Source organism: Leptolyngbya subtilissima AS-A7, from assembly GCF_039962255.1.
Classification (GTDB): domain Bacteria; phylum Cyanobacteriota; class Cyanobacteriia; order Phormidesmidales; family Phormidesmidaceae; genus Nodosilinea.
Genome location: NZ_JAMPKY010000004.1, coordinates 253994 through 277342 on the forward strand (window position 1 = coordinate 253994; position 23349 = coordinate 277342).

27 protein-coding genes are annotated in these 23349 nt (G+C 54.4%); 9 read left to right on the forward strand and 18 right to left on the reverse strand.

What is annotated here, in order from left to right; all coding sequences use genetic code 11:
* Positions 1-207: 207 nt before the first annotated feature.
* On the forward strand, positions 208-822 hold the full coding sequence (locus NC979_RS10775) for a DUF6962 family protein (RefSeq protein WP_190520502.1): 615 nt from the start codon (positions 208-210) through the stop codon (positions 820-822).
* A 194-nt stretch (positions 823-1016) separates the two neighbouring features.
* On the forward strand, positions 1017-1541 hold the full coding sequence (locus NC979_RS10780; protein ID WP_190520504.1) for an orange carotenoid protein N-terminal domain-containing protein: 525 nt from the start codon (positions 1017-1019) through the stop codon (positions 1539-1541).
* A gap of 67 nt (positions 1542-1608) precedes the next feature.
* Here the strand turns inward: NC979_RS10780 and NC979_RS10785 are convergent, their stop codons facing one another.
* The 4 genes from NC979_RS10785 to NC979_RS10800 all read right to left on the reverse strand — a co-directional run bounded on the left by NC979_RS10785 (position 1609) and on the right by NC979_RS10800 (position 6655).
* Positions 1609-2013, reverse strand: coding sequence for a hypothetical protein (locus NC979_RS10785; RefSeq protein WP_190520505.1), 405 nt, complete (start codon positions 2011-2013; stop codon positions 1609-1611).
* Between the two features lie 28 nt (positions 2014-2041).
* Positions 2042-2764: a lipase family protein gene (locus NC979_RS10790; RefSeq protein WP_190520507.1), complete on the reverse strand. Its 723-nt coding sequence runs from the start codon at positions 2762-2764 to the stop codon at positions 2042-2044.
* A gap of 75 nt (positions 2765-2839) precedes the next feature.
* Positions 2840-4462, reverse strand: coding sequence for a S8 family serine peptidase (locus NC979_RS10795; protein WP_242024066.1), 1623 nt, complete (start codon positions 4460-4462; stop codon positions 2840-2842).
* Positions 4463-4594: 132 nt separating this feature from the next.
* Entirely contained in the window at positions 4595-6655 is a 2061-nt protein-coding gene (locus tag NC979_RS10800; RefSeq protein ID WP_190520511.1) for an NAD-binding protein, read from the reverse strand.
* 166 nt (positions 6656-6821) lie between these two features.
* Between NC979_RS10800 and NC979_RS10805 the strand changes: the two genes are divergently transcribed.
* Positions 6822-7103: a hypothetical protein gene (locus NC979_RS10805; RefSeq protein WP_190520513.1), complete on the forward strand. Its 282-nt coding sequence runs from the start codon at positions 6822-6824 to the stop codon at positions 7101-7103.
* A gap of 108 nt (positions 7104-7211) precedes the next feature.
* Here NC979_RS10805 and NC979_RS10810 read toward each other — a convergent pair whose 3' ends face one another.
* The 3 genes from NC979_RS10810 to NC979_RS25355 all read right to left on the reverse strand — a co-directional run bounded on the left by NC979_RS10810 (position 7212) and on the right by NC979_RS25355 (position 8738).
* Positions 7212-7490 carry a hypothetical protein gene (locus NC979_RS10810; protein ID WP_190520515.1) on the reverse strand — a complete coding sequence of 93 codons (279 nt, stop codon included), beginning with the start codon at positions 7488-7490 and terminating at the stop codon, positions 7212-7214.
* Between the two features lie 286 nt (positions 7491-7776).
* Positions 7777-8232, reverse strand: coding sequence for a tyrosine-type recombinase/integrase (locus NC979_RS25350; RefSeq protein WP_190520516.1), 456 nt, complete (start codon positions 8230-8232; stop codon positions 7777-7779).
* A gap of 233 nt (positions 8233-8465) precedes the next feature.
* Complete coding sequence (locus NC979_RS25355) at positions 8466-8738, reverse strand: phage integrase N-terminal SAM-like domain-containing protein (protein ID WP_190520519.1); 273 nt, start codon at positions 8736-8738, stop codon at positions 8466-8468.
* A gap of 244 nt (positions 8739-8982) precedes the next feature.
* Between NC979_RS25355 and NC979_RS10820 the strand changes: the two genes are divergently transcribed.
* On the forward strand, positions 8983-9501 hold the full coding sequence (locus tag NC979_RS10820) for a DUF6714 family protein (protein ID WP_190520521.1): 519 nt from the start codon (positions 8983-8985) through the stop codon (positions 9499-9501).
* Between the two features lie 165 nt (positions 9502-9666).
* Here NC979_RS10820 and NC979_RS10825 read toward each other — a convergent pair whose 3' ends face one another.
* The 7 genes from NC979_RS10825 to NC979_RS10855 all read right to left on the reverse strand — a co-directional run bounded on the left by NC979_RS10825 (position 9667) and on the right by NC979_RS10855 (position 17145).
* On the reverse strand, positions 9667-11616 hold the full coding sequence (locus NC979_RS10825; RefSeq protein ID WP_190520523.1) for an ABC transporter ATP-binding protein: 1950 nt from the start codon (positions 11614-11616) through the stop codon (positions 9667-9669).
* Positions 11617-11714: 98 nt separating this feature from the next.
* The gene (locus tag NC979_RS10830) at positions 11715-12092 is read right to left on the reverse strand and encodes a hypothetical protein (protein ID WP_190520525.1); all 378 of its coding nucleotides are present in this window, start codon (positions 12090-12092) and stop codon (positions 11715-11717) included.
* Between the two features lie 111 nt (positions 12093-12203).
* A complete protein-coding gene (locus tag NC979_RS10835; protein ID WP_190520527.1) occupies positions 12204-13946 on the reverse strand; it encodes a VWA domain-containing protein in 1743 nt (580 codons plus the stop codon).
* A gap of 97 nt (positions 13947-14043) precedes the next feature.
* Positions 14044-14685, reverse strand: coding sequence for a hypothetical protein (locus NC979_RS10840; RefSeq protein ID WP_190520529.1), 642 nt, complete (start codon positions 14683-14685; stop codon positions 14044-14046).
* 41 nt (positions 14686-14726) lie between these two features.
* Entirely contained in the window at positions 14727-15329 is a 603-nt protein-coding gene (locus tag NC979_RS10845) for a hypothetical protein (RefSeq protein ID WP_190520531.1), read from the reverse strand.
* A 201-nt stretch (positions 15330-15530) separates the two neighbouring features.
* Positions 15531-15902, reverse strand: a complete 372-nt coding sequence (locus tag NC979_RS10850) for a GFA family protein (protein WP_190520533.1) — start codon at positions 15900-15902, stop codon at positions 15531-15533.
* A gap of 19 nt (positions 15903-15921) precedes the next feature.
* Positions 15922-17145, reverse strand: a complete 1224-nt coding sequence (locus NC979_RS10855; protein ID WP_190520534.1) for a M20 metallopeptidase family protein — start codon at positions 17143-17145, stop codon at positions 15922-15924.
* 170 nt (positions 17146-17315) lie between these two features.
* On the opposite strand from NC979_RS10855, the gene NC979_RS10860 reads away from it, so the two are divergent.
* The 3 genes from NC979_RS10860 (at position 17316) to NC979_RS25360 (ending at position 18288) form a co-directional block, all read left to right on the forward strand.
* Complete coding sequence (locus tag NC979_RS10860) at positions 17316-17726, forward strand: DUF433 domain-containing protein (protein ID WP_190520536.1); 411 nt, start codon at positions 17316-17318, stop codon at positions 17724-17726.
* An 81-nt stretch (positions 17727-17807) separates the two neighbouring features.
* Positions 17808-18080 (forward strand): hypothetical protein, encoded by a 273-nt coding sequence (locus NC979_RS10865; RefSeq protein ID WP_190520538.1) that lies wholly within the window; start codon positions 17808-17810, stop codon positions 18078-18080.
* An 85-nt stretch (positions 18081-18165) separates the two neighbouring features.
* Entirely contained in the window at positions 18166-18288 is a 123-nt protein-coding gene (locus NC979_RS25360) for a Uma2 family endonuclease (RefSeq protein ID WP_242024067.1), read from the forward strand.
* Positions 18289-18711: 423 nt separating this feature from the next.
* Here NC979_RS25360 and NC979_RS10875 read toward each other — a convergent pair whose 3' ends face one another.
* Complete coding sequence (locus NC979_RS10875; RefSeq protein ID WP_190520539.1) at positions 18712-20499, reverse strand: AIPR family protein; 1788 nt, start codon at positions 20497-20499, stop codon at positions 18712-18714.
* Between the two features lie 163 nt (positions 20500-20662).
* Positions 20663-20890 carry a helix-turn-helix domain-containing protein gene (locus tag NC979_RS10880; RefSeq protein ID WP_190520541.1) on the reverse strand — a complete coding sequence of 76 codons (228 nt, stop codon included), beginning with the start codon at positions 20888-20890 and terminating at the stop codon, positions 20663-20665.
* A gap of 167 nt (positions 20891-21057) precedes the next feature.
* Here NC979_RS10880 and NC979_RS10885 point away from each other — a divergent pair, with 167 nt between their 5' ends.
* Positions 21058-21261, forward strand: coding sequence for a hypothetical protein (locus tag NC979_RS10885; protein WP_190520543.1), 204 nt, complete (start codon positions 21058-21060; stop codon positions 21259-21261).
* Positions 21262-21540: 279 nt separating this feature from the next.
* Here the strand turns inward: NC979_RS10885 and NC979_RS10890 are convergent, their stop codons facing one another.
* A complete protein-coding gene (locus NC979_RS10890; RefSeq protein ID WP_190520546.1) occupies positions 21541-21912 on the reverse strand; it encodes a hypothetical protein in 372 nt (123 codons plus the stop codon).
* 165 nt (positions 21913-22077) lie between these two features.
* On the opposite strand from NC979_RS10890, the gene NC979_RS10895 reads away from it, so the two are divergent.
* Positions 22078-22731, forward strand: a complete 654-nt coding sequence (locus NC979_RS10895) for a methyltransferase family protein (RefSeq protein WP_190520548.1) — start codon at positions 22078-22080, stop codon at positions 22729-22731.
* 26 nt (positions 22732-22757) lie between these two features.
* Here the strand turns inward: NC979_RS10895 and NC979_RS10900 are convergent, their stop codons facing one another.
* Complete coding sequence (locus NC979_RS10900) at positions 22758-23309, reverse strand: DUF2283 domain-containing protein (protein ID WP_347403947.1); 552 nt, start codon at positions 23307-23309, stop codon at positions 22758-22760.
* Positions 23310-23349 lie beyond the last annotated feature (40 nt).

Sequence of the window (23349 nt, forward strand, 5' to 3'; positions counted from 1 at the left end):
GGGGATAGGATTGCCCCCTAGCCCCCAAAAATGGGGGAGTACAGAGTCTCAAAATCCCCCAGAATTGGAGGATTTTGAGAGCCATCGGAGTCTAAAGGTTTTGCCAGTTCATTCCTCGATTAGCAACGCCGAAGTGTTGAGTTCGAGTTCGGTATTAGACTTTAATCGCGGGCTGCGATAGCCCAGCTTCATTCGCTTTTTCCCAGCATGGCAGAACCGATTACCACTCTGACCGACTACGCGATCGCCCTGGAATGCCTGATTTTAGCCGGGCTGCTGCTGGGACAGGGGGGCGTGCAACGGCTATGGGCGGCCGCCTTTACCAGTGTTAGCGGCGCGGCCTTGATGGGGGGCATTTACCACGGGTTTGCCCACCAGATGTCTCTGCTCCAGCGGATTTGGCTCTGGCAGGGCATGGGTATAGCAGTAGCGATCGCCAGTTTTTTTACTGTTGTGGCGGCGGCGGAGACTCTGAGCCGGGGCAGTCGCTTGGCCCTGTTAGCTCTGACGACGGCAAAACTCGCCTTGGCGATCGCCGCAGGGTTCACTCTATGGAGCTTTGCTTTGCGGGTGGCCGATTACCTCAGCGCGTTGCTCATTGTGCTGTTGGTGCAATGGCTCCAGCGCTATCGGGATCCTAGTGCCCCAGTCTGGCTGCTGGCTGCGATCGCCTTCTCGGGGCTGGGGGCCATAGGGCTGCTAATTCCCTGGCCTGGGGTCAGCCCTTTGGTGGTCTATCACTTGGTGCAAATGGTGGCGCTGTTCTGCATCTACCGCAGCGTTGCCGCTAAGCACACGGCTAATGCCGGTGTTCCTGGCTAGAACTGAGTTTAGGAGATTACGGGTAGCGGCAGCGAGAAAGAGGAAAGGAAAGATGCAGCTGTGTAGTAGGCGATTCATCTCCCCTACCTCCCCTTCTCTACCCACTGACTCTGACTATGTCTCCCTCGCAGTCGATGTTGAGGCAAAGACGGTGGGCTTAGTGTAAAGCGAAGATATTAGATGTGGATGACTATATGGCTTCTAACAATCAAACAACTCAAATTACTGAAGACTCTACTAACGACCTGTTTCAACGCTACGACGCGCTGTCTGTAGACGATAAGCTGGCATTGCTCTACTACATATATGAGGCCATGGGGGGCTCTATCACTCCAGCAGCGCCCGAAGCCGCCGATCCTGAACTGGCTGAGCCGCTGATTAAAGCGCTGTATGACCTATCGGAAGAAGATCAGCTTGAGGCCATGCGCAGCGTTGCGCGGGGCGAGCACAGCGATATATCTGAGCGCTACGGTGCTTTGAGCGCCAACAACCAGCTGCTGGTTTGGTATGGATGGGCCGAAGCCATGGGCAAGCAAATTGTCGATATGCCCAGCGACTACGAAGCCGAAGGCGATGTCAGCAAAATTCTCTCCGACATCAAGGGCATGGAGTTCCAGTCACAGATTTCGCTGCTGCGGGAAGCTGCCACCCAAATGGGTTTCACCAGCGTCACCGCTCCCCCTCCCCTATCCGAAACCGGCATCACCAACAGCTTGTAAGAACAATGCGGCCTCGGCATCTCTAAAGATGCCGAGGCTGCGAACATAAAACCTTGTGTTCAAGCTGCTACCGGTGGTTTTCGAGCCGATTGCGTGCCAAGAAATAGCCGTTTGCGCTGGTGCCGATACGTAGCCCGGCCTCGGACCAGGCGATCGCCCCCCACTGCGCTACTGCCTCGGCATGGGTTTTGACGGTGCCAAGCTGACCGCAATCGTGGATGTAGCTGGTGCCCCGCCCGATGTTGTCGCGTCCGATGTAGACCTTAGCCCTGACCGCATAACCGCTGCTTTGGGGTTCCAGATATACCAGGGCACCGTAGAAGGCATCGCCATACTTGCCATCGCCCCAGCCCATAGCAACAACTCGGTTAATCTCCACCGTCTCTGAGCTATGAGCCACGGCCAGACCCGAGACGAAACCAATCATCAGAGCTACAGCGATGCTGAAAAAGAGCGGTAGAAAACGTCTCACGGCATAGCCTTAGCATCAAATTTTTAGCTCAAGCGGCTTTGGCTTCGGCCTCTAGATCCGCAATGTAGCCGTCGATCGAGTGGTCGCTAAAGCGGCGGCTGAGCACTTGCCATGTCCAGCGAGAGCCCAGCTGAATGGCTTTTTCGACATGGTCATAGCCCTGCCAGGTGCGGGGAATGCGGGTGACAATATCCCAACCGTAGACAAAGCGGTAGCTGTTGGGAATGCGGCCGTTATAGGACTCGACCATGGCGCTGTTGCCCACTCGAGGAGCGCCAAAGGTGTAGACCTCAAAGCTAAGGTCGCGCTTGGTGCCCAAGTTGTACTGAATATCGAGGGCGGCGATAGTAGCGAGCGCCCCTCCTAGGCTGTGGCCGGTAACGATGACATGCTGGCCCACAAACTTATCCATGCCTTCCAGCAGCTGCTGGCGCACAGCAAAGTAAGCCGACATAAATCCTTGGTGAAACTTGACTTCGGTGTTGCCGTCGCCGTAGGGGTAAACCTGCTGGCGAAACTGAACGTTGTTCATCCAGTCAATGGATTTGTCAGAGCCGCGAAAGACGATGTAGAGGCGATCGCTGGTCATCTCATTCAAAATCGACACCTGGGTGTCGGTAAAGCCATTGTCCTGGCTTTCCACAAACACTGGTTCAACGTCGGGATAGCTCGAAAACCGCAGACCGTTAAAGTCGCGGTAGACCTCTTGGCACAGGCGAGCGCATTTGAGAGCAACGGCGTAGTCGACCATTGGGCATTCCTCCAAAAAGGCATAGTTTTTCCCTGAAAACTGGTAGAGGAGTAGCTGAAACCCCTGCTCTAGATCCTAGGGCGCAGGCACCGACCACCAAGCCAGGGCGTAGGGCTGAGTGGGTTCGCTGTGGGCCTGCTGCTGATAAATAACTCTCAGTTTGTACCGACCCGTTTCCGGAATTTGGTAAAAAATGTGTTCAATGCTGTCAACCTCGCTCACCGATGACCACACACTCTTGGTGATGTCGTCTTCGTCAGCGGGCATGAGGTAGACGTCGAGGTTGTTGAGCCCTTTGTCATTAAAGCCCTCGCCCAAATCGTAGAGGCCGTTGCTGTTGGCATCGGCCAGTTCTACCACTCGCTCCCAGGCCAGGGTAGCCGACAAAAAGCTGCCCGCCTGAAGGGCATCGGTAAACTCGTAGTCGTGGACAGTGGCGGGTCGGGCCTCCAGCTCGGCGAAGTTCCAGCCGATGGCGGGAATGGCCTGGTCGGGGCCAGTGGCACCGGGGGCCAGCTGTTGGTAGGCGCGGTAAGCATTGAGGTGGCCAGTGCCCAGGTCGCTGTGGAGCGGAATTTTGGGGTCGCGGTAGGCATCAGACTCAATCCAGGAGCGGTTGCTGTCGTCAACCAGGGTGCGGCTCATGCCCAGGCGCAGGCCGTCGCCGCTGTCTTTAATTTTGTCGGCGGAATTGAGCAGCACGGCTTTCATCACCATGGGGTGGCGGGCATCTAGGGACCAGTTGGGCGACCCGGTGCGAAACTGGCGATCGACAAACTGTTGCAGCAGAGCAACGGCGCCCACCACGTGGGGCGAGGCAAAGCTGGTGCCGCTAGAGCGCCGCACCTGTCCGTCGGGGTCGATGAGCTCAATGTCGCTGCCGGGGGCCACCAGGGTAATGGAGCGGCGAGGGCCTTCGTTGGTTTCGGGGGCAGCCTGGCGCGATCGCAGTGTGGGTTCGCTGCCCAGGTTAGAGTAGTCGATTTTGCTGAATTGGCCGTTGACCTGGCGCGAGTAGGCGATATTCAACCCGTTGAAGTTGTCAGTGGGAATGGGAATGCCGCCGCCGCCTTGGTTGCCCGCAATCACATACAGCGTGCCGTGCACCCGCGATGACCAGTCGATGCACTGGGTGAGCAGGGCGTTGCCATCGAGCACCGCGTTGGGGCGTGGGTCGCGGCTCAGGGGTTCGCCAAAGCTAAAGTTGATCGCCCGCACGTCACCGCCATTCTGCGACGCCACCGACTGGGAGGCGAGGCATTCTTCGGGTTGGGCGCTGCGATCGCCCAGCTCCCCCACCGCACCCGAATACAGCATGGCGGCGGGGGCAACTCCCACCCGCAGCTTGTCTTGGCTGATCATGACGCTGGCTACATTGGCGGCGTGGCCATCGACATACTCATCGGCCACAGCCCAGCCGTCGAGCACCAGCACGCGCCGCACCATCACGGGCAGGGTTTCTGAGGCCACCTTGTCGAGGCCAAACTGGCTGGGGCGGCCAATTTCGACCTGGCCAATGGCAATTTTTTCGCCAGTCAAATTGTAGGGGGCGTCGTGCAGCCGCCGGGCGTCAATTCCCTCAGGGCCAACGGATTCGGTGAGGGCCAGCACCGGCAGGGCCAGGGGCACCAGAGCACCGATTCCCCCCAGCCAGAGCAGCGTCTTTAAACGGGGCTTTGGCCCTTGATGCTGCGTCATCCTCTTACCCCACTTCGCCATAGCCCTACCCTGCTGCAAATATCTCTGGGCAAACTCTATCGCAAAGGCTCTGGCCCCGGCAGGAAAACCGCTGAATCTATCTATTTCTTCAGAATCTTCTGCTGTTTTGCCCTAGGGTGGTGGCATCACCTGGGCTTTGACCTGTGCCCGAGTGAGTAGGCGGCTAAGGCGCAGGGCCTGGTGACGGTAGAGCGGCAGTGGCAAGGTGCCGGGTAGCTGAGCCATAAACTCCCGCGCGTCGCCGAGGCGGTAGCCAACCACCCGAGCTAGCTCGGTGGCCCCGTCGAACAGGGCATCGGCGGTGAGAGCTTTTTCGAGGTAAATGTGCCAGGTGCGGGGGGCTAGTTCGTGTTGCTCAATGCGGCGCAAACCGCTAATGGTGGCCAGTACCGCCAGGCGATCGCCCGGCTGCAAGCGAGTGTCGTCGGAGGGCATGATTTTGCCGGGTTGGTCGCCATGCTGATGCCACAGGGGCACAACGCCATAGCCACAGGCCACCTCTGACAGCAGCATCTCAGCTAGGGTATCGTCGGTTTCAACCCGGTACTGGGTAATCAACACTGTCTGGTCGTAGAGGCGAAATAGGCCAATGACATGCTCACCAAAAGCCGTTGCAGCAAAGGCTTCAGCCGATAGCGCTGAGGCACAGAGCACCTCGGCAAAGGGAAAGATCTGGGCAACGCGATCGCTAAACTGGCGATCGTAGGTGCGAATGATGGCGCGGCAGTCGGGGTTGAGCCGGTGGGCCAACAGCCCCATCTCCAGGTTTTGAATTTCGTCTTCGCTAACGGCTACCACACTCTTGGCAGTGGCCAGGTTGGCCTTAGAGAGGGCGGCGTTGACATCGCCAGTCAGCAGCGGTACTTTAGGCAGCACGTCAGCATCCAGCGCCTGAGCCGAAATACCCACAATGGGCTGATCGAGTTCTTGCAGCGCCGCTACCACCTGCCGCCCGACGCGCCCCAGCCAGATCACGACTACGTGGTCTTTTTCAGGTACGGGGGGGCGGCGCTCCATAAACTCAAACCGCAGCGTGAGCAGTTTTTCGGTAAGCAGAGCATAGAGTACGCCGACAAAGGCGGCTCCGGCCACCGTTAGCAACACCCCAAAGGTCTGGAGCAGACGCGGATGCTCAAAGTCTGCGAGAGCGGCGTAGACATCGCCGTAGCCGCCAAACAGGGTAATAAAGGTGTACAAAAACGCCTGAAACAGAGGGATGTCGTCGGGGGAATTGGCATCTAAGAGCAGGGTGCCAACCAGACACAGGATCAGTACGGTAACGCCGCAAACTGTGGCCACCCGGCGCAGCTGATGGCCAGAGCTGGTCTGCCAAATGCTAAGCAAGCCCTGCCGCAGGGCGGGCCAGTCGCCTAGGCGAGCGATCGCCTGCCTCAGTCCTCTAAATGCCCCCTGACGCAGAGGTTTGGGGGCTTCGCGATGGAGCGACCGCAGCTGGGCATCGCATTCGACCAAAACGACCTCGTCGCCGGCTCGCAGCACCGTGTCGGGCAGCCACCTGTAGAACAGCGCTGAGGGGCTGGCAGCTACCCTATCCAGATCTGGAGCGAGGGGAGTATGGCAGAGCACCCGGCGATGACTGGTGTCTAGCTGGTGGAGCTGGCGGCGATCGCACCAGTTATGTCTTGGCTCCAGCCGCTGCATCACCACCTGAAAGCGGTGGCCGTCGAGGTTAAAGTAACCGATCAGTTCTTCCCCAAAGGCGCCTAGGGCAAAGGCCGGAGCCGCCAGCTGCGTGGGCTCAAGGGCGACAAAATTTTTGAGCTGCTGCCCCATCAGCTCGTTGAGGTTTTGCTTATCTGAACGCATCACCAGCCGCACCCGCGGGTTCAGCACCCGCGCCGTTAGGGCCGCCTCTAGATTGACCCGCTCATCCTGCGTGACCAGCAGCACCGCTCGGCACTGACGAATTCCCGCCCGCTCCAGCACCTCTGCCGAGCGGCAGTCACCGAGTTCTAGGTGGTCAATTAAATCCCGTAGGTGGGGTACCTCCCACTGATCGGGCAGGGCGTTGTTGATGGCATGTACCGGCACCCCAAAACTCTTGAGATTGGCCACACAGTTTTGGCCCAGGCTACCCAACCCACACACCAAAAAGCCGTCGCTGGGTAAGGGTGGCGAAGACTTCAGCGGTTGAGGAACTGCGTCAAGCACAGGGAGAGCAGGGAAGTAGAATGCCGCTATTGTAGGCGGGAGAATTGAACAGTGGCTGCTTCGCAGACAAGTTTGCGGCCAGCATGGGTCAAATGGTGAGCACTATCTCAATGCAAAACAAAATATCCTAAGCTGACCTACCGCAGAGCCGTACTTTGGGCCTGCAATGCCAAACTGCTGTGCCACATTGGCGATCTGCGTCTTCAGATCGCCAGACTGCTGTGCCAGTTTCGCCAAACTGCTGTGCCACATTGATGATCTGAGGGCGCAGATCGCTAAACTGCTGTGCCACATCGGCGATCTGCTGTGCCAGTTTGGCGATCGCAGGGTGCGGATTGCTTTGCAAGACTACGCGATCGCCAAACTGCTGTGCCGCATTGACGATCTGAGGATGCAGATTGCTTTGCAACGCTGCGCGATTTGCTTGGCAACGCTGTGCGAACGCTAAACTACTGCGCCACTTCGCTCAACCGTGGCGTTTAGAGACCGGGTGCCTTGGCCCATAGCTCAGTTTGGGCAAAAGCTAGCGCGGCCCCGGCCTCTTTGATCAGTAGGGCTACTCCTCTATAAGTAGGGTTTTAGTCAAAATCACCATCCACGGCGTGTCTGAGGAGGCTGCGCCTACGACTCCGCCCGGCGGCACGGGGATGGGGTCGCTCCAATCGTTGGGGTCGGCGTAGCCGTGGGCATGGAGAATTTTGATGGTGCGGTCTATGGCGGCCAGGCTGCCGTAGAGCAGGTGACGCACTTTCTCGGGGTGAGTTTGGGGGTTGCTGCGCGAAGACGGCGGCAAGTTAGATGCGCCGCTGGCATCGGGTTCGAGATATTCAAACATCGGTTCTGTTTCCTTGGCGTAGGGTTGCAAGAAACAGAACGCGAAAACCCTAGCCACCCGCAGCTTGAGGTGCAAACTGGGGGGCTAGGGTACCATGAGCCTAGCCACGCAATCTGCCTTAGAGATTTGCGGGGTTAGCTGTCGGTTGGTGCTGGTACCACCTTCCGGCAGCGCTAAAGTTTCCGAGTTCTGTATGGTCACCGCTCTGCTGAACGGCTTAACGTAAAACACTACTGATACAAAAGCTCCCCGTCAACCGTATTAACGATAGTTGCTAAAGGCAGGATCAACTATCCAACGGACTTTTCACCCCCAGTCCACCTCGATTTAGAACATGGGTATAAATCATAGTGGTCTTGACATCTTTGTGGCCCAATAGCTCTTGCACCGTGCGAATGTCGTAGCCATTTTGCAGCAGATGGGTTGCAAAGCTGTGGCGAAAGGTATGGCAAGATACACGCCTTTGAATATCAGCAGCTCGAACCGCTTGTTTAACTGCCTTTTGCAAGCCACTTTCGTGAAGATGATGGCGACGACAAATGCCCGTGCGCGGATCGATAGAGCGACGCTCTGCGGGAAATACATATTGCCAAACCCATTCTCGATCAGCATTGGGATATTTGCGTTCAAGAGCATAGGGCAAATAAACCGACCCATAGCCTTGGGCTAAATCTTGCTGGTGCAGTTGCCGAATCCCTTGAATATGATGATCTAAAGGCTCAATCAGCGCACCTGGCAGCATCGTCACTCGGCTTTCTCGCCCTTTAGCATCTCGAATGATGAGTTGACGTTAGCTAGAATCAACATCTTTAATCCGTAGCTTCAGTCCTCGGTCAGCCGTAGCCAACTACCGTAAAGCAGTTTAGCTACTAGTAGGTAGACTCCAGATAAGTTATTGAATACAGCGCTGACTTCGCTGGGCGTCAACACTGTGGGTAGGTATCGAGTAGGCCGCGCTCGGATGGCATTTAAGTTTCAGTCTGTATCTTGCTGATAAGCCTCGGGATACAAAAAGATTAGGGCGCTGAGCGCTTGATTTTGGGTAGATGGTGCGACCTTTTGCTCAACCGCAAGGTGAGTTAAAAATGCTTCTACTTCAGCAACACCCATTTCCTTAGGTGGCCTCACCTGATGAAACGCTATGAAGCGTTTGATCCAGTGGATATAAGTTTTCTCAGTTTCATAAGAGTAGTGCCTGACTCGAAGCACCTGGCGAACTTGGTCAAAAAGCTCATGGGTAGATGCCACGACAACGTTTGTACGGAGAACAGTATTGTGATCAATGGTACATGCTTACGCACCTCGGGCTTTGTGAAGTTATACGGAAAACTTCTGGGTAACTACCCCTAGCAAGGATAATATGCGGCAATTATCCGTATAACTGCCTTCAGAAGGTGAATTATACGGAAACTGTCGGTATAACTGCCCTCTCTAAGGCAGTTATACGGAAACTGTCGGCAGAATAAGTTGTTAGCTCTCTGAGTTGTTGCCAATGATGCCTGATGAACTGATCCACAAGATCAAACAAGCCTTTACGGATGTAGCTTATCCTGGTGACGATGCTCTTACAGCAAGCAGCTACGGTGATGAACCAGCGGCACTGATCGAGGAGTTCTCTGAAAAAAAGGATTGGCAACAACTTGATCCTCAGTTTTTGGATCAAGCCCCCGACGGCTGGGGATCTGCTTTGTCATTTTTCTCCAATGACGCGCTTCAGTTCTATCTCCCCGCCTACTTAATTGCTGATATTCGTGGCGAACTGAGGTGTGTTGACCCAGCATATCGTTTGTGTTCGTACTTAGCCTTCCCAGGAAAGACAAAGATTGCGAAGATCTGGGGCGGCGGAACCATGGAAGAGCGTGCCCGTGAAGAATTTAATCGTTACGATGTGGCAAAGGTATCCGTCATCGTTGCTTACCTTCAGTGGAAGCTAGAATCTGTCGAGGAGGATATTTTAATCGAGGAGGCTCTTGTAAATTATTGGTTAGACCGTAAGGTTGGTGATAACTGAAGTCGTAAGTTATATAGACAGCTAACAAGCGCGTGCACACGGAACGGAGGCATACGCTATTGACTATAAATACGAAGAACATCGCCGTCCGGTGACGCGCAGACCGTTAGAAGAAAATTTTGCTCTAAGTCTAGAACTTTAGTTCCAGGGTTTTTAGAAGACGTCTTATACCCCCAATCGCTGCAAACGATACAGACTCGAATACAACCCCTCCCGCGCCAGCAGCTCGTCGTGGCTGCCCTGCTCCACCAGCTCACCATGCTTGAGCACGAGAATGCGATCGACATTACGAATGGTAGAAAGGCGGTGAGCAATAATGATCGCCGTGCGCCCCTCTAGCAAGCGCTCTAGGGCCTCTTGAATCATCGCCTCGGTGCCCACGTCCAGGTTGGCTGTGGCCTCATCCAGCACCAAAATTCCCGGATCGCGAATCGCTGCCCGCGCAAAGGCCAACAGCTGCTTCTGGCCACCCGAGAGGTTGGTGCCCCGCTCTCGCAGCTCGGTGTTGTAGCCCTGGGGCAGCTCTTCAATCAGCCCGTGGATGTTGGTCTTTTTCGCTGCCTCAATTACCGTCTCTAAGGGATATTCCTCCCCCAGAGTAATGTTGCTTTTTACATCCCCAGCAAAGAGAAAGCCATCCTGCAAAATTACCGCCATGCGCCGCCGCAGCTCTGACTGGGGCAAATCGCGAATATCAACCCCATCCAGCAAGATTGCCCCCTGGTTGATGTCGTAGAGCCGACACAGCAGCCGAATGATCGAACTCTTCCCCGCCCCCGTTGGCCCCACCAGGGCCACTTTTTCTCCAGGGCGAATGGTAAAGGTGAGGTCTTTGAGCACGTGCTCGTCGGCCTTGTAGCCGAAGGTGACGTGGTCGAAGCGAATCTCAGAGGCTTTGGAGAGTGATGGAGTGATGGGGTGATGGGTGGATGAGTGAATGGGTGGATGGGGGGTAGACTCGGCGGCGGCTTCTATCTGGGTAGGGTAAGTGGTAGGGAAAGCGCTTAAGCCATTGTTTTTACTCCCTACCCCATTACCTCCCACTTCCTCACTCCCCACCTTCTCTGGGTCGCGGATCTCCACCGGCACGGTGAACAGGTCGGTAATGCGCTCCACGGCGGTGAGACCGGCTTGGATGGCGGTGAATTTGTCAGCAAACTGGCGTAGGGGGTCAAAGAGGCGCTGGGCAAAGAGAATAAAGGTGGCCAGGGTACCAAAGGTGAGGGCGTCTTGCATCACCAGCAGGCCGCCGAGCCAGAGCACGCCGCCGATCGCTACTAGCGAAATCCACTCCAGCGTAGACGACACCGCCGAGTCGTAGAAAATGGTTTTATCGACGGCGGTGATGTATTTCTGGTTGGTGTGGCGAAACATTTCGGCGTTGTAGCGCTCGCGCCGAAACAGCTGAACTACGTTGATGCCCGCCACGTTTTCTTGCAGGGTGGCATTGAGTTCGGACAGGTGCTCGCGGGATTTGTAGTTGGCCTTGCGGAACTGCTGCTGAAAATAAATAATCAGCCAGGTAACGGGCACCAGCAAGGCCAGCAGCATGAGGGCCAGCTGCCACTGCATGGTAAACATCACCACGATCAGCACCAGCATCGAAACCACGTCGGTGATGATGCCCACCGCCCCAGTAGAGAACACGTCGCCCAGGGCATCGACATCGCTGGTGATACGGGTAATCAGTTTGCCCACTGGGGTGCGATCAAAGAAGCGCACCGCTAGGGAGGTGACGTGGGTAAACAGATCGGTGCGAATGTCGGCAGTAATGTTTTGGCCCACGGCCTGCACTAGGTAGCTCTGAAAGCCATCCAGCAGCAGGCGAATCAGCACGGTGACCACCAGCAATCCCACCAGCAAATTTAGCCCGCTCTGAAGGGTGAAGTCCTCTAGGAAGAACATCACCGGCTCTTGGCGAATCAGGGAGATGGCCTGGCCAATCAGAACCGGCTGGAGGGCGTTGGCCAGCGATAGGGGCACCAGCAAGACCAGCGGCATCACCAGAGCATTGCGGTGTTTGTAGATGTAGGGCCACATGCGCAGAAACAGCCGCCAGTCGCTGTCGGGACGGCGGGTGGTGTCGTCGCTGGGGAGGGTGGGGGTAGCGGTCATGGGGGCGATGCAAATGTTGACGCAGCCTCCAGTTTAGGTCTGAATCGAGGCAAGTGGCGGAGTCATACCCCCTACTCGCCTACCCCTCACCCATCCACCTAATTGCCGCAGGTTAGCACCGTCGCGTCAGGATTTTCTGTGGTGGCCTGCTGCATTTGGGTGGGGTTGGGTCTGCCGTAGGTACTGAGGGTCTGCACATCTTCGGGGGAAGGCACGGCCTCGGCAACTTCCTGACCCAGATCGCTGACGTAGATCACCTGGTCGATGGTGAGCTGCCGCTGCTCTTGCTCGGCGTAGAGGCTGGCGTAGCGATCGCCTACCCGTTCCTGCCACTGGGCTGGGGCGCAGTAGCTGCGATCGATGATTACCGTCACCGCAGGGCCTGAGAGAAACTGGCGCAGACCCAGCCCCAAGCCTGCAAAGACCAACCAGCCGAGGCCGAGGGTGAGAATCAGTCGTTGGTTGGGGTTGCGCATGGGGGCGGAAGAAAGGCCTCAAGAACCGGGGGAAGGGGTACAGGGTATAAGGTTTAGGGGGTCTAGGGTCTAGGGCAACACCTTGCACCCTATACCCTGTACCCCAAACCCCTAAAGATTAACCTGGAACAGATCCTTAAACAGGGTTTGCACATTGTCTGGGGTGCCCTGCTGCACGGTAGATTCGCGCAAGGCTGCGATCGCCTCCAATTCCCCCTGATTTACCTCACCGTAGGCGATGGGGTAGAAGCGCACATCACTGTAAGACAGGATGTCTTGGACAGCGTCAAAGGTATAACCCCGGTTGACTTCACCATCGCTGAGCAGCAGCAGGTAGTAGCGCCCGTTGGGGTCTTTTTCTTTTTGGGCCATCAGGTCGGCGAGGCCCACCATGGCTCCGTCGTACATGGCCGTGGCACCATCGGCCCGCAGACTGTCAACGGTGGCTAAAAACTTTTGGTGCTGAAGCTGGTCAAAGGGAGCCAGGGGCAGGCGGCGGGTGGGCGCGTCGGCAAAGGTGACGACGCTGACGTAGTTGCCTGCGTTAATCTGCCCGGCGGCGACCCGCAGACCATCCTTGAGAGCCTGCATCCGCTCCCCTTCCATGGAGCCGCTGGTGTCGATCACCAGGGCCATATAGACCGTGCGACCTCCGTCTTTGCGCAGCTTCCAGTTTGACTGAGCCGCCAGCAGGGTTTCGCCGTTGGGGAAGGGGGGCACTTGCTTGGCTTTGAGATAGTCGGTTTCGACAAAGCCCTGCCGCTGGGCCAGGGTCTGCATTTCGGCTGACTGGGCAAATTGGGCAAACCGCTGTAGAGCCGCTGTCTGCTGGGGCGTGTTCCAGCTAAAGCCCACCAGGGGGTTGTTGTGGGGCACGCCAAAGGGCACAAACTCGGTGTCGCTAAAGCCGGGCACCTCCCGCAGGGCCAGGTAGTTTTGGTATTCCAACGGAAAGGCTTGCAGGTTGCTCTGGTCGCGCAGGAATAGCTCCTGCAAGTCGAGGGTGGTGGGAGTGGTGATCAGCACCTGCTGCTGAAACTGGTCAAAGACCGAATTGACCTGGGGGGTTTGCAGCTCGGCCACGGTGAGCGGGCCACCGTTTTCCTGGTGCCCGGCTGCCCGCCAGTAGAGGGTGTAAAGCAGGTTGAGCGCGGTGGAGCTGCTGTAGGGGTTGGGGTAAGCCACGGTGACTTCGCCCGAGGCGATCGCATTCAGCAGTCGGTCAAAGCTGACGGTGCCGTTTTCAGCCAGGCTGTCGTAGACAGGCTTGGGCAGCACCCAGCCGGCGGTGTTGGGCACTAGGCGCGCGGCCACGGGCACGGTGCTCACCCCTTGGCTCTGCACCATGGCTACCCAGAGATCGTTAGATGGGCTGTAACCCTGGGGCTTGACAGCTTTGGCCCCCAGCAGTCGAGCGGCGGTACCCGAGGCCACCTGGCGTACTCCCACCTGAATCACTTCCCCAGAGGGCAGGGTCTCTTGGCGCTGGTTAAAGGCTTGGGCGACTTCCACCAGCCAGCGCTCGTTTTGGCGATCGACGTTAGCCTTTTCAGAAGAGCTGTAGATCTCTATATAGGCGGTGTTGCTGCCGCCCGGTTGAGCGCCGTGCAGCGGAAAGGTATTGACGTCGGGCAGCGGATCGACGATTTGGTCGGTAGTGTAGCGGCTGGCCACCTGATCGGCGATTAGCTCTTCACCAACGGTGATTTTGGGCAAAACCGACTGCTCTAGGGCCTGCCGAGCGCTCTCCGCAGAATCAACTTTGGGAGTGCCGTTGAAAACGTCCGGCGTACAGTTCCACAGCAGCACGGCGCAGAGGCTGATGAGGAACGGGATCAGGGGGAAGCGGCGCATTTTGGGAGTGGATGAGTGGATGGGTGAGGGGTAGGGGGTGAGGAAGTAGATACAGAATTAATCGCGTGTTTTCCTGAAGATTTTTGGAGATTTGGGTTTACGCGGAATCTTGGTTGTCTTGGAGGATGGTTTTGTTGGCCTCAATCAGAGATTGGAGGCTGTGGGGCAGGGTGCTATCGCCAGCGGTGTCGAGGGTGGAGAGGGCGACCTGATCTTGGAGCTGTTGCAGTTGAGAGTGGGTGGCCTGGAGGCGATCGCGGCTGGCGGCCAAGCGCTGCTGGGCCATCTGTTGGTAAGCGGGGGTTTCTATCTGATCGAGCACGGCTAGGCCGTCGGCCACCTGACCTGAGAGATCGAGCACGGTGTGCAGGGCTTCGAGCAGTTCTACTTGCAGGAGGGGGTCGCGATCGAAAATACGGGCGGCAAAGCGCTGCGATTCGATGGACCAGTCTTGCACTTCGCGCCAGGCTTTCTTGGCCTTGGGCGGCACCCGCTGCTCCAGGGTACCCAGCTGGTTAGCAAAAGTTTGGGCATCGAGTAGGTCACCGCTGTTGGCCGTGGCTTCTTTTGGGCGAAAGCCTGCCGCCCAGCTGCTCACCATAGCCGCCGCCACTCCGGACCCCACTACCACAGCCACGGGCTTTGGCCCCGCCAAAAAAATCATCAGGGCATACCCCAGGGCAGTGCCCCCCAGCAGTAGATAGGTCTGGGGCAGCCCCCACAAGGTCGATCGGCGCATACCCATAGCCTGCTTACCCCTTTAATTAACGCTACTGTAGCCTACGGCACCGTCAGCGTCCCCCCCAGGGCGTTGATGGCGTCAGATAGCTGGGGTTCGGCGGCATCAGTCGCCGCCACCAGTAGCAAGAACGCCTCTTCGCCGCGCTGGCGGGCAAAGATTTTGCCGGTAATGGGCTGGGGCGGGGCAGCTCCCTGGCTGAGGCGACCCGTCCAGTTGATGCGGATGCCGCCGCCAGGGATGGGCTGTATGTCGTCGCCTGCGACAAAGCCTTCTCCAGCGCCAAAGGTGCTCTCAGCCGCTGCCACCAAGGCCGCTTCGGGAGTTTGGGCCGATGGTAAGGGGGTCACCGCTACGGTGTAGGCCAAACTGCCATCCGCCGCTTGAAATAGGGGGGTACCGCCCGCCGAACTGACGCTGTAGCCGTCTAAGATGCCGATCTGAAACCGGCCCTGGGGGTCTTCAAAACTGCCGTTGACCATGGGTAGGGCCGGAGCCAGGGCTGGCGGGGGGGCATTATTCTGTGCAATCGCATTCCGATTGCTTCCGGTGCCAAGGTGCATCGCCTGGGTTAGTAAGATGCTCACGACTAGGGCGATCGCTGCGATCGCTAGCCCCCTAAACCGCCGAAACAGCTGCCCCATGGTGGAATCCTCTCTACCTAATGGCTAAACATAGCAACTTTAGCTGCGGCGCATCCAAACGATCAAAGAAGTTAACCTGGACCTGCCCGAAAATGCCAATTTGCGGTGTCCCTAGACCTTGAACTTAGCACCGGCGGTCTTTGCCTATCTTGTTAGACAGCGCAGTCGGAGCACAGATAAGGCAAAGTTTTTACGCAGCAGCTACCAAAGGTTTTTGCCATCAATAACTACGACAGGTGCCTCCTCTGCATCAAAGTCATCGAACAGACGGGCATTAACTCCGATGCGGCGACTGCTCTTGTCCCAGCTTCCATCTAGTTCAAAGGCTGGGCTGTCGGAAAACGTGCCACACCCGCAGGTTGGGCAGAAATGATGCGCCACAAGTTTTGACTGCCAACGGTAAACTGCATCGTCTGTTGGGGTTACTACCTGAAATTGATCTGGCTGGTAATACGCCCACAGTGCGCCACGTTTGGAGCAGAACGAGCAAGTGCATCGAGTCAGTTGTTCTGGAATATCGCCCTCGATACGAAAGGCCGTCCTTCCGCAGTGGCAGCTTCCGGCGATCGCCATAGTGTTTCTCCTAATCTCCTTACAGATTTGGCCCCTCACCAAAATACGCTTCTACACAGCGCACAAACATCTCCACCCCCAACCCCAAGGCCGTTTCATCGAAGTCAAAGCGAGGGTGGTGGTGGGGGTAGGCCAGCGCTTTGTCAGAGTTGGCAGAGCCTAAAAAGAAGTAGCAGCCCGGCACTTCCTGTAAGAAAAAGGCCATGTCTTCGCCGCCCATGGTGTGGCAGTCGGGCACCACTCCCGCCGGGGTTTCAACTACCGCCAAAGCTACCGATCGCACCAAATCTGCCATCCCCGCATCGTTGATCACAGGCGGGTACAGCGCTCGGTAGTCGAGGCTATAGCTGGCTCCATGGGCCTGACAAATGCCTGCAATAATCTGCTCCATGCGAGGGGCAAAGTAGTCAGCATAGGCGGGATCAAAGTAGCGCACGGTGCCGCCAAAGGTGGCGCTGTCGGCAATCACGTTTTGGGCCTTACCAGCATGGAATTGACCGACGGTGACCACCGCCGACTTGGTGGGGTCGATGTTGCGGGCCACAATGGTTTGCAAGGCGTTGACGATCTGCGACCCGACTACGATGGAATCCACCGTTTGGTGCGGCAGCGCGCCGTGGCCCCCTTTGCCCTGTACTGTGCAGGTAAAAAATTCTGACGCCGCCATCAGCGCCCCGGTGCGCACTCCCACAGTGCCCAAAGGCAGGTTGTTCCACAGGTGGAGGCCAATCATGGCATCAACGTCGGGGTTCTTGAGCACCCCAGCTTCAATCATGGGTTTGGCGCCCCCCGGTCCCTCTTCAGCGGGCTGAAAGATCATTTTGACGGTGCCCGCAAAGTCATGGTGGGTGGAGAGATAGTAGGCTGTGCCCAGGGCGATCGCCACATGGCCATCGTGCCCGCAGGCGTGCATCACTCCGTCGTGCTGCGAGCAGTAGGGCACCGTGTTTTCTTCTTGAATAGGTAGGGCATCCATATCGGCGCGAATGCCCAACACAGGGCCGGGTCGGGTACCCTCAATCACCGCTGCCACGCCGGTTTGAGCAATGTTGCGCTGGTGGTCAATGCCCCACTGGCTGAGCTGCTCGCAAATAAAGTCGGCGGTCAGCCACTCTTTGAACCCCAGCTCAGGCCGCTGGTGCAGACCGCGCCGCCAAGTGACCAACTGATCTTGCAAAGATTGAATGGCTGGGCGAATGCGATCGCGGTTGACGGGCAGCGGCGGGGCGGTGGTGGCAAACATAGCGCAACAACAGAGAAAGGGGGCTTAACAAACCTCTCCTGCGGGCGAGAGGTACCTCTATCAGCATAAACCAGTTGCCCTGAGCCCTTGGGGTGGCCAACCGCAGACAAGACCCGGCCCAGCATTTGCAGTTTAATAGAGGTGTTCAACCCGCACCTACGCTCACATCTATGACGCTCCACGAATTACAAGACCAGGTTCTGCAACTCTCTGTCGAGGACCGTTGGCAGCTCGTGAATACGGTTTTAGCCTCGCTGCAAAAAGAAACCCACTGCGCCCTGATGGAACCTGACCCGGCCTTTCCAGACATTGCCTTCCGCTCTGATGCCGAGAATAGCTGGGTGCCTGTGGTGCACGGCACCAGCATTCATGTGCGAACTGTGGTGATGGCGGCCACCGAGTGGGACTGGTCAACGGAGCAGATTGCAGAGGAGTACGGCCTTTCTGAAGCTCAGGTGAAAGCGGCCCTGGTGTTTTATGAGGCCCACGGCGATGAGGCAGCTGTAGCTGCTACTGAGCTGATACCCGCGCCTGCGCCAGAGAAGGTAGTAGAGAAACCGATCGAAGCTGCAAAGGCCTAACCTGGCCCTACTCCTTTCTACAGACCCCTCAAAATTGGGGCAGCGTTAAACTGTCAATAACGCTGTTACAAAAGTTAACCAATGCTTCCCGATTTGATGGGTGCCACCCGAGACTACTGGCGCAAGCTAGACGAGGTCGAAGCCGCCTACCAGCGCGACGAGCTGACCATTAAAGAGGTTGATGCTGAAGTTAAGGCGCTGATGGTTGAGCTGGGCCAAACCCGGCGACAGCTGTTGCGCGACTCGTGGGCGATCGCGCAAACCTTTATCAACCAGCAGGGCGAGGCTCTGGCTGGGGTAGCCGCATTAGGCGTACTGGCCTACGTATGGCTAGTAGCCAATGGCCAAGCTTAGTAAATCTTGCCTGTGCTAACCCTGGAACGGAGCTACCGCTCTTTATGGAAAGAGTCCCAACTGAACCCAGACTTTTCTTGCGGTGTTGGCGGTTCCAGTCCCGCTGGTGATTAAGATTGTCAGCAAAAACTGGCAGGAAGATTATTTAATCAAGCTTGCTGAGTACGAGACGTTGGGCATTCCAGAATATTGGATTGTGGATTATTAGGGGCTACGCGGCACTCGCTATATTGGTCACCCCAAGCAGCCCACAATTTCGATCTACACGCTGGTAGAGGGTGAGTACCAGGTGAGCTTATTTAGGTCAGAGGAAGCGCTAAAATCTGCGATATTTCCAGAACTGATACTCAAGGCTGAGGATGTTCTTTCGGCTGGGCAGCCCAGATATTTGCGATCAGATCAGAGCCATAAGATTCTTTGAATTTCTTTGATACTCTGAGATGCTGCAATGAGCCCAGCTGCCGAAGGTTACATTGAAATGGCGCGTTTATAAGCACCGTAGTTTTCCTGAAGGAACTATCTATTACATTGTATCTCTAGCTAAAAAGACAGATGATTTATGCTTTTCTATCTAAAGCTTGGGTTTTATAGCAATATTTGTATGCCACATTTTATCAATTGCATGAATACTCTAGGCACTCATCATATCTAAGGCTGACAAAACCATAGAGTATACATTTGCAAACTTTAAGTTTCTCACAAGTGAGTTCATATCTTTCTTGATTTCTATAATATCCTTGTTAGTTGCAATTATGCATTGCATTACGGTTTTGAAACCTTCTACGTAAGCTTGTATATACTCTTCCTCATTGTTGCTTATGACAATTGATACATCATTGAAAAATGATGACAGGTCGTCAAACTTGGAAACCAACCTCTGGTCATATATATTTTTTCGAACAGAACAACATGAAGCCAGCACAGTTATTATGCTGTGGTATCTTGTATTTTCATCAGCGAAAAATCTTTGAAACTCTAAAAGCAGGTTGTCCGATGTTTTGCTCTTAAGATTCAAAATTCTTTTTCGAGCTTTCTCCGACGTCACCATCAGATCTATTAAAAACTGATATGTTTTTTGGCCATCTGGATCCTCGAATGTAAATTCATTCAGAATATTGTTTCTCAGTTCTGTGTAGTTAGGTCTGAGGACATTACTTACATTCTTACTAAAAAAGCCTATAAAAAGCGCATACGCTTGATTATAAGCTACTTGCTCTTTGTATACAACATTTAGAGTGTCTAGTATGGAATTAGGAGAACCTTGATCAAGGCTTAAGCCAATTCCATGCTCCGTAACTGCTTTTTTAATTGTTTGCGGCCTAATATATCTTGCTAAATCTAGTTCTATTTGCTTAACTTCATTCTGGAAGTTGGCAGATTTAGCGATATCCCATGAATCTTTTGTTTCAACGATTTTAACTAAAACGCTTGCATTAGAACTCGCATTCTTTACAAGAGCCATAGTAGTTTGACAGCCATTCACAATACTTGCTTTTTTTAGCGTAAGACAACTTTTACTCTCTCCAGCACTAACAGATTCAGCCTTAAATGTTATTCCATTGTTTCTGGAGAGCATTTTTTCTGGTTCACTGTTTACAGTATCAAGGATGGCATTATTAACAGATGCTCTGTCTTTTCTGTCTCCTTTGTCAAACCCCAGGAAATCGCGAATGTTTTCAAGAAATATAGAGTCTCCAAATTTATCGTAATGCTTTTTAAGTTCTAGTCCAGTAACAACACCTATATAAACATTATCTTGATGAATCGGTTTGGTCGTAAAAGATATATTGAGATTTGATGGTAATTCAAAAGCTTTGGTATAAGCGGTTTTGAGTAGATTCAATATTTCTGGTCCATCGATTATCTCAATACCTCCTAACCTCTTCAATGCTAAGAAGAAATCTTTGGAGGCGTATGAGCTGTTGAGATATTTAGGTACAATATTTTTTGTTATATTACTCAGAGTCACTATCATAAATGCTGGATTTTGCTCTTGACCTCCTAAAAACAAAGGTTGGTTCTCATGATTTCCAATTAATTCAAATATCGAGCCTTGGTGAATATCGGGACGTTGAGAGCTTAATTTCCTGTAGTAGTCATGGAATTTAGAGATTATTGAATCAAATTCTTTGACGCTAGGAACAGTAAATTTTGCTTGACAGTATAAATTGCCGCCTTCCAAGGATGTGGCGAAAAAATCTACACCATCGTCATGAGTTAATTTTTCGTTTTGCTTCGGCTGATCATAATTCTGACCTATCGGAGATAGGAGCATTAATCTACTTGAAAGCTCTGAGAAAATTCTGCCTTTATCAGTGCTACTAAGTTCAGAAAGCTGGCTATCTATATGATCTTTTAGATTGCCATATGACTGAAGAAAGAAAGGAAATTCTGAATCAGTGTTAATTCGATCGTTCATAGACAAAAATTACCCTTTTGTGATTGCCTTCTAGAGTGCTATGGCTGAACACTAAAGTTCGATATTTAGCTATTCTCAACAGGTTTCCAAGATTTAGTTCTGCGAGCTTAAGGTCTAAATTTTGAAAATCCGAAAGATGTTTTACTACAAGAAACTAAGACATCTAACCTCCTTCACCTAAATATATACGCACAAACTCATCAGCAGCTTCTTTGTTGAGCTGCATTAGAGCCTTTTTAATTTCAAAAATAATTTCCCCTGATGGATCACGCAATTCCTTTACCCAACGATTCACGTTGGCGCGATCTGTGCCCATCGTCACCGCCAGCTTGTTTTGGCTAATGCCGTAGATCTCCAAAACCTGCCGTAGCGCGCTGCCTGCCCTTCCCATGCCCAAATTTTGGCAGAGGGGGCTAAGCTCGTCTATGTTGCCAATCTGTCAGCATTCGTTTATGCTGCCAAAACGTCAACATTGTTATTGCCATGCCACAAGCTAACCATTCGCTTGCCAATGCCACTTCCCACCTTCGCCACTCTGCTTTCCTTGCTTCTACTGCTATGCCACAATCTGCTGATTTGCCTGTTGAAAGTCGTGAGCCTGTGCAGCTGATGGTGATTGGCAGCGCTCAGGGCATCGAAACTATTGTGCAAACGCTTCATCTGCGCGGCTTTGCCCACGTCAGCGAGTGGAGCATCGTCATGCCTCACAGCTCTGGCAAGCTCATGCGCGTGCTCACCCGATGGGTGCAGGAGGTGCGCTGATGTGCCTGGTTCTAGCCCCTACACCAACTTCATCACTACGATAGGTCCGTAGGATCGATAACGCTGAGGCGAGGCTCCGCCAATGCAAAGCAATGCACCACTAAAAAACAATGCCGAAAGATAGGCAAATTCTAAATTTCAGCATTGACAGAGCACCAGGACGTGCCACTAATTTTCGTTACAATCCCTATTCCATCAGCAACACCATGCCCGCCCCAAAAGCAGGCTAGGGGCTGTAACCGCTGATGCTTGGGCATCAGCGGTTAGTTGATCACACTTTCAGTTCGATTTACCTGATGCCCCCGTAACTCGCTTAACGGCATCTGTGGCCTTTTCAACCAAGCTTTCATTGTCCTCTTCAGGGTCAACTTTGCCCTCAGCCTGGCGCATTTCTTCTCGTATGCCTGTCGCTTCGCTCATGTCATAGGCCCGGTTTAACCGTTCTTCGGCACTCAGCGGTTTGCCCTCGGTGCGACCCGTGAGTTGGTCTTTAGTTTGACCGTGGGCCTCTTTTGAATCGAAAGGAATTTGGGCCAAACTCGGCTGTACAGCAATGGTTAAAAAACTAGTCAGGCTGAGGAAACAGGCCAACCCAACCATCAGCAAGCGTCGTCCCATGCGATCGCAGCGGAACCAGGAAAATAACGTCATAGGAAAATCTCGTAGTCTTGGCGGAGAGAATCTTCGCTAGAAAATGGACCCTTTAGGCCATCCCTGCGGTGGCTTTAGCCTATCGGCGCGAGGGGTATGCCTTGTTCCGCCTAGCGATATATTTTCGTCATCGCTACGATAGTGAAGCCATCTAGGGACACTGCAATGAAAATAAAGCACGTCATTAACCTCCACAAAGGCACTACGGCTCTTTTTGTCGTGGCTCTGATGGTGGCTTACCAAAACTTTGGCCTGGGGCCATGGATTTATCTGGCGCTCCACGGCACCTACGGCATGGTGTGGCTGCTAAAAGATCGCCTCTATCCCGACAAGCAGTGGGAGCAAACCATTCCCCTAGCCACCGGAATTTTTGGCTTTGGGTTCGTCAGCCTCTACTGGGTAGCGCCCTTTTTGCTTGTTAGCCGGGGTGTGGAGCCGCCGTTGCCTTTGGTTGCAGGGGCGATCGCCCTCAACATCCTCGGCGTGTTTCTCCACTACGCCAGCGATGCCCAAAAATACTTCACCCTCAAGTATCAACCGGGGCTAATTACCGAAGGTCTGTTTGCCCGCTGCCGCAACACCAACTACTTGGGCGAAATTCTGATTTATCTATCCTTTGCCCTGCTAGCGATGCACTGGCTGCCCTTTGTCATTTTGGGGCTGGTCGCGGCCGTGCTGTTTGTGCCCAACATGCGCAAAAAGGACGAATCACTATCGCGCTATCCAGAATTTGCAGATTACAAGGCGCGATCGGGGCTGCTGCTCCCACAACTGATTGGGGGTGCTGTTTCTCAGGAATCTTCCTCTGCGCAATCGTAACTAGAAGACTAGAAGATTAACCAACTTCAGGCGCTTTGCAGCAAAGCCTGTTGGTTTTGCAAAATTTGTCTAGCGAAGGCGAGCTTTGCTTGCAGGTCGGTATCGGCGATCGCTTCTAAAAAGCGCATAAATTCCACCTGCTGCTCTAGGCTCCGAAACGGGAATGCTCTAACGGCCAACCCTGGTAGGTTAGCGCTTACCCTCAAAAGCTCAACTCCAATCACCCGGTCGTCGGCAGCATAGTCGTACACCACATTGGGTTCTATTGAGTCTGACTCTACAATTTCACCCTCAGCCAAGCGTAGGTAAAGAGCATCAACGTCGGAGTCATATTCAATATTCATAGTCTGCACCCGTCCACCAGCCTCTGGTATTGCCCGGTAGACACACTGGCATGTGGGGTCTTCTGGATGAGACTCAACCAGAGTCGGCTCTGCAATCGTAAGTGCAACCCAAGCCCATTCGATTTTGCGCTCAGCTAGTCTTAGCTCAGCATGGTGGCTCAGGCTATATGAGATTTCATCATTAGCCATCGTACTCAGTGAGGCTGCATAACTGCTAACTTCCCCCGCCAGCATACTCTAGGGACTATGATCTAATGGTTCATGACCCGGCTGC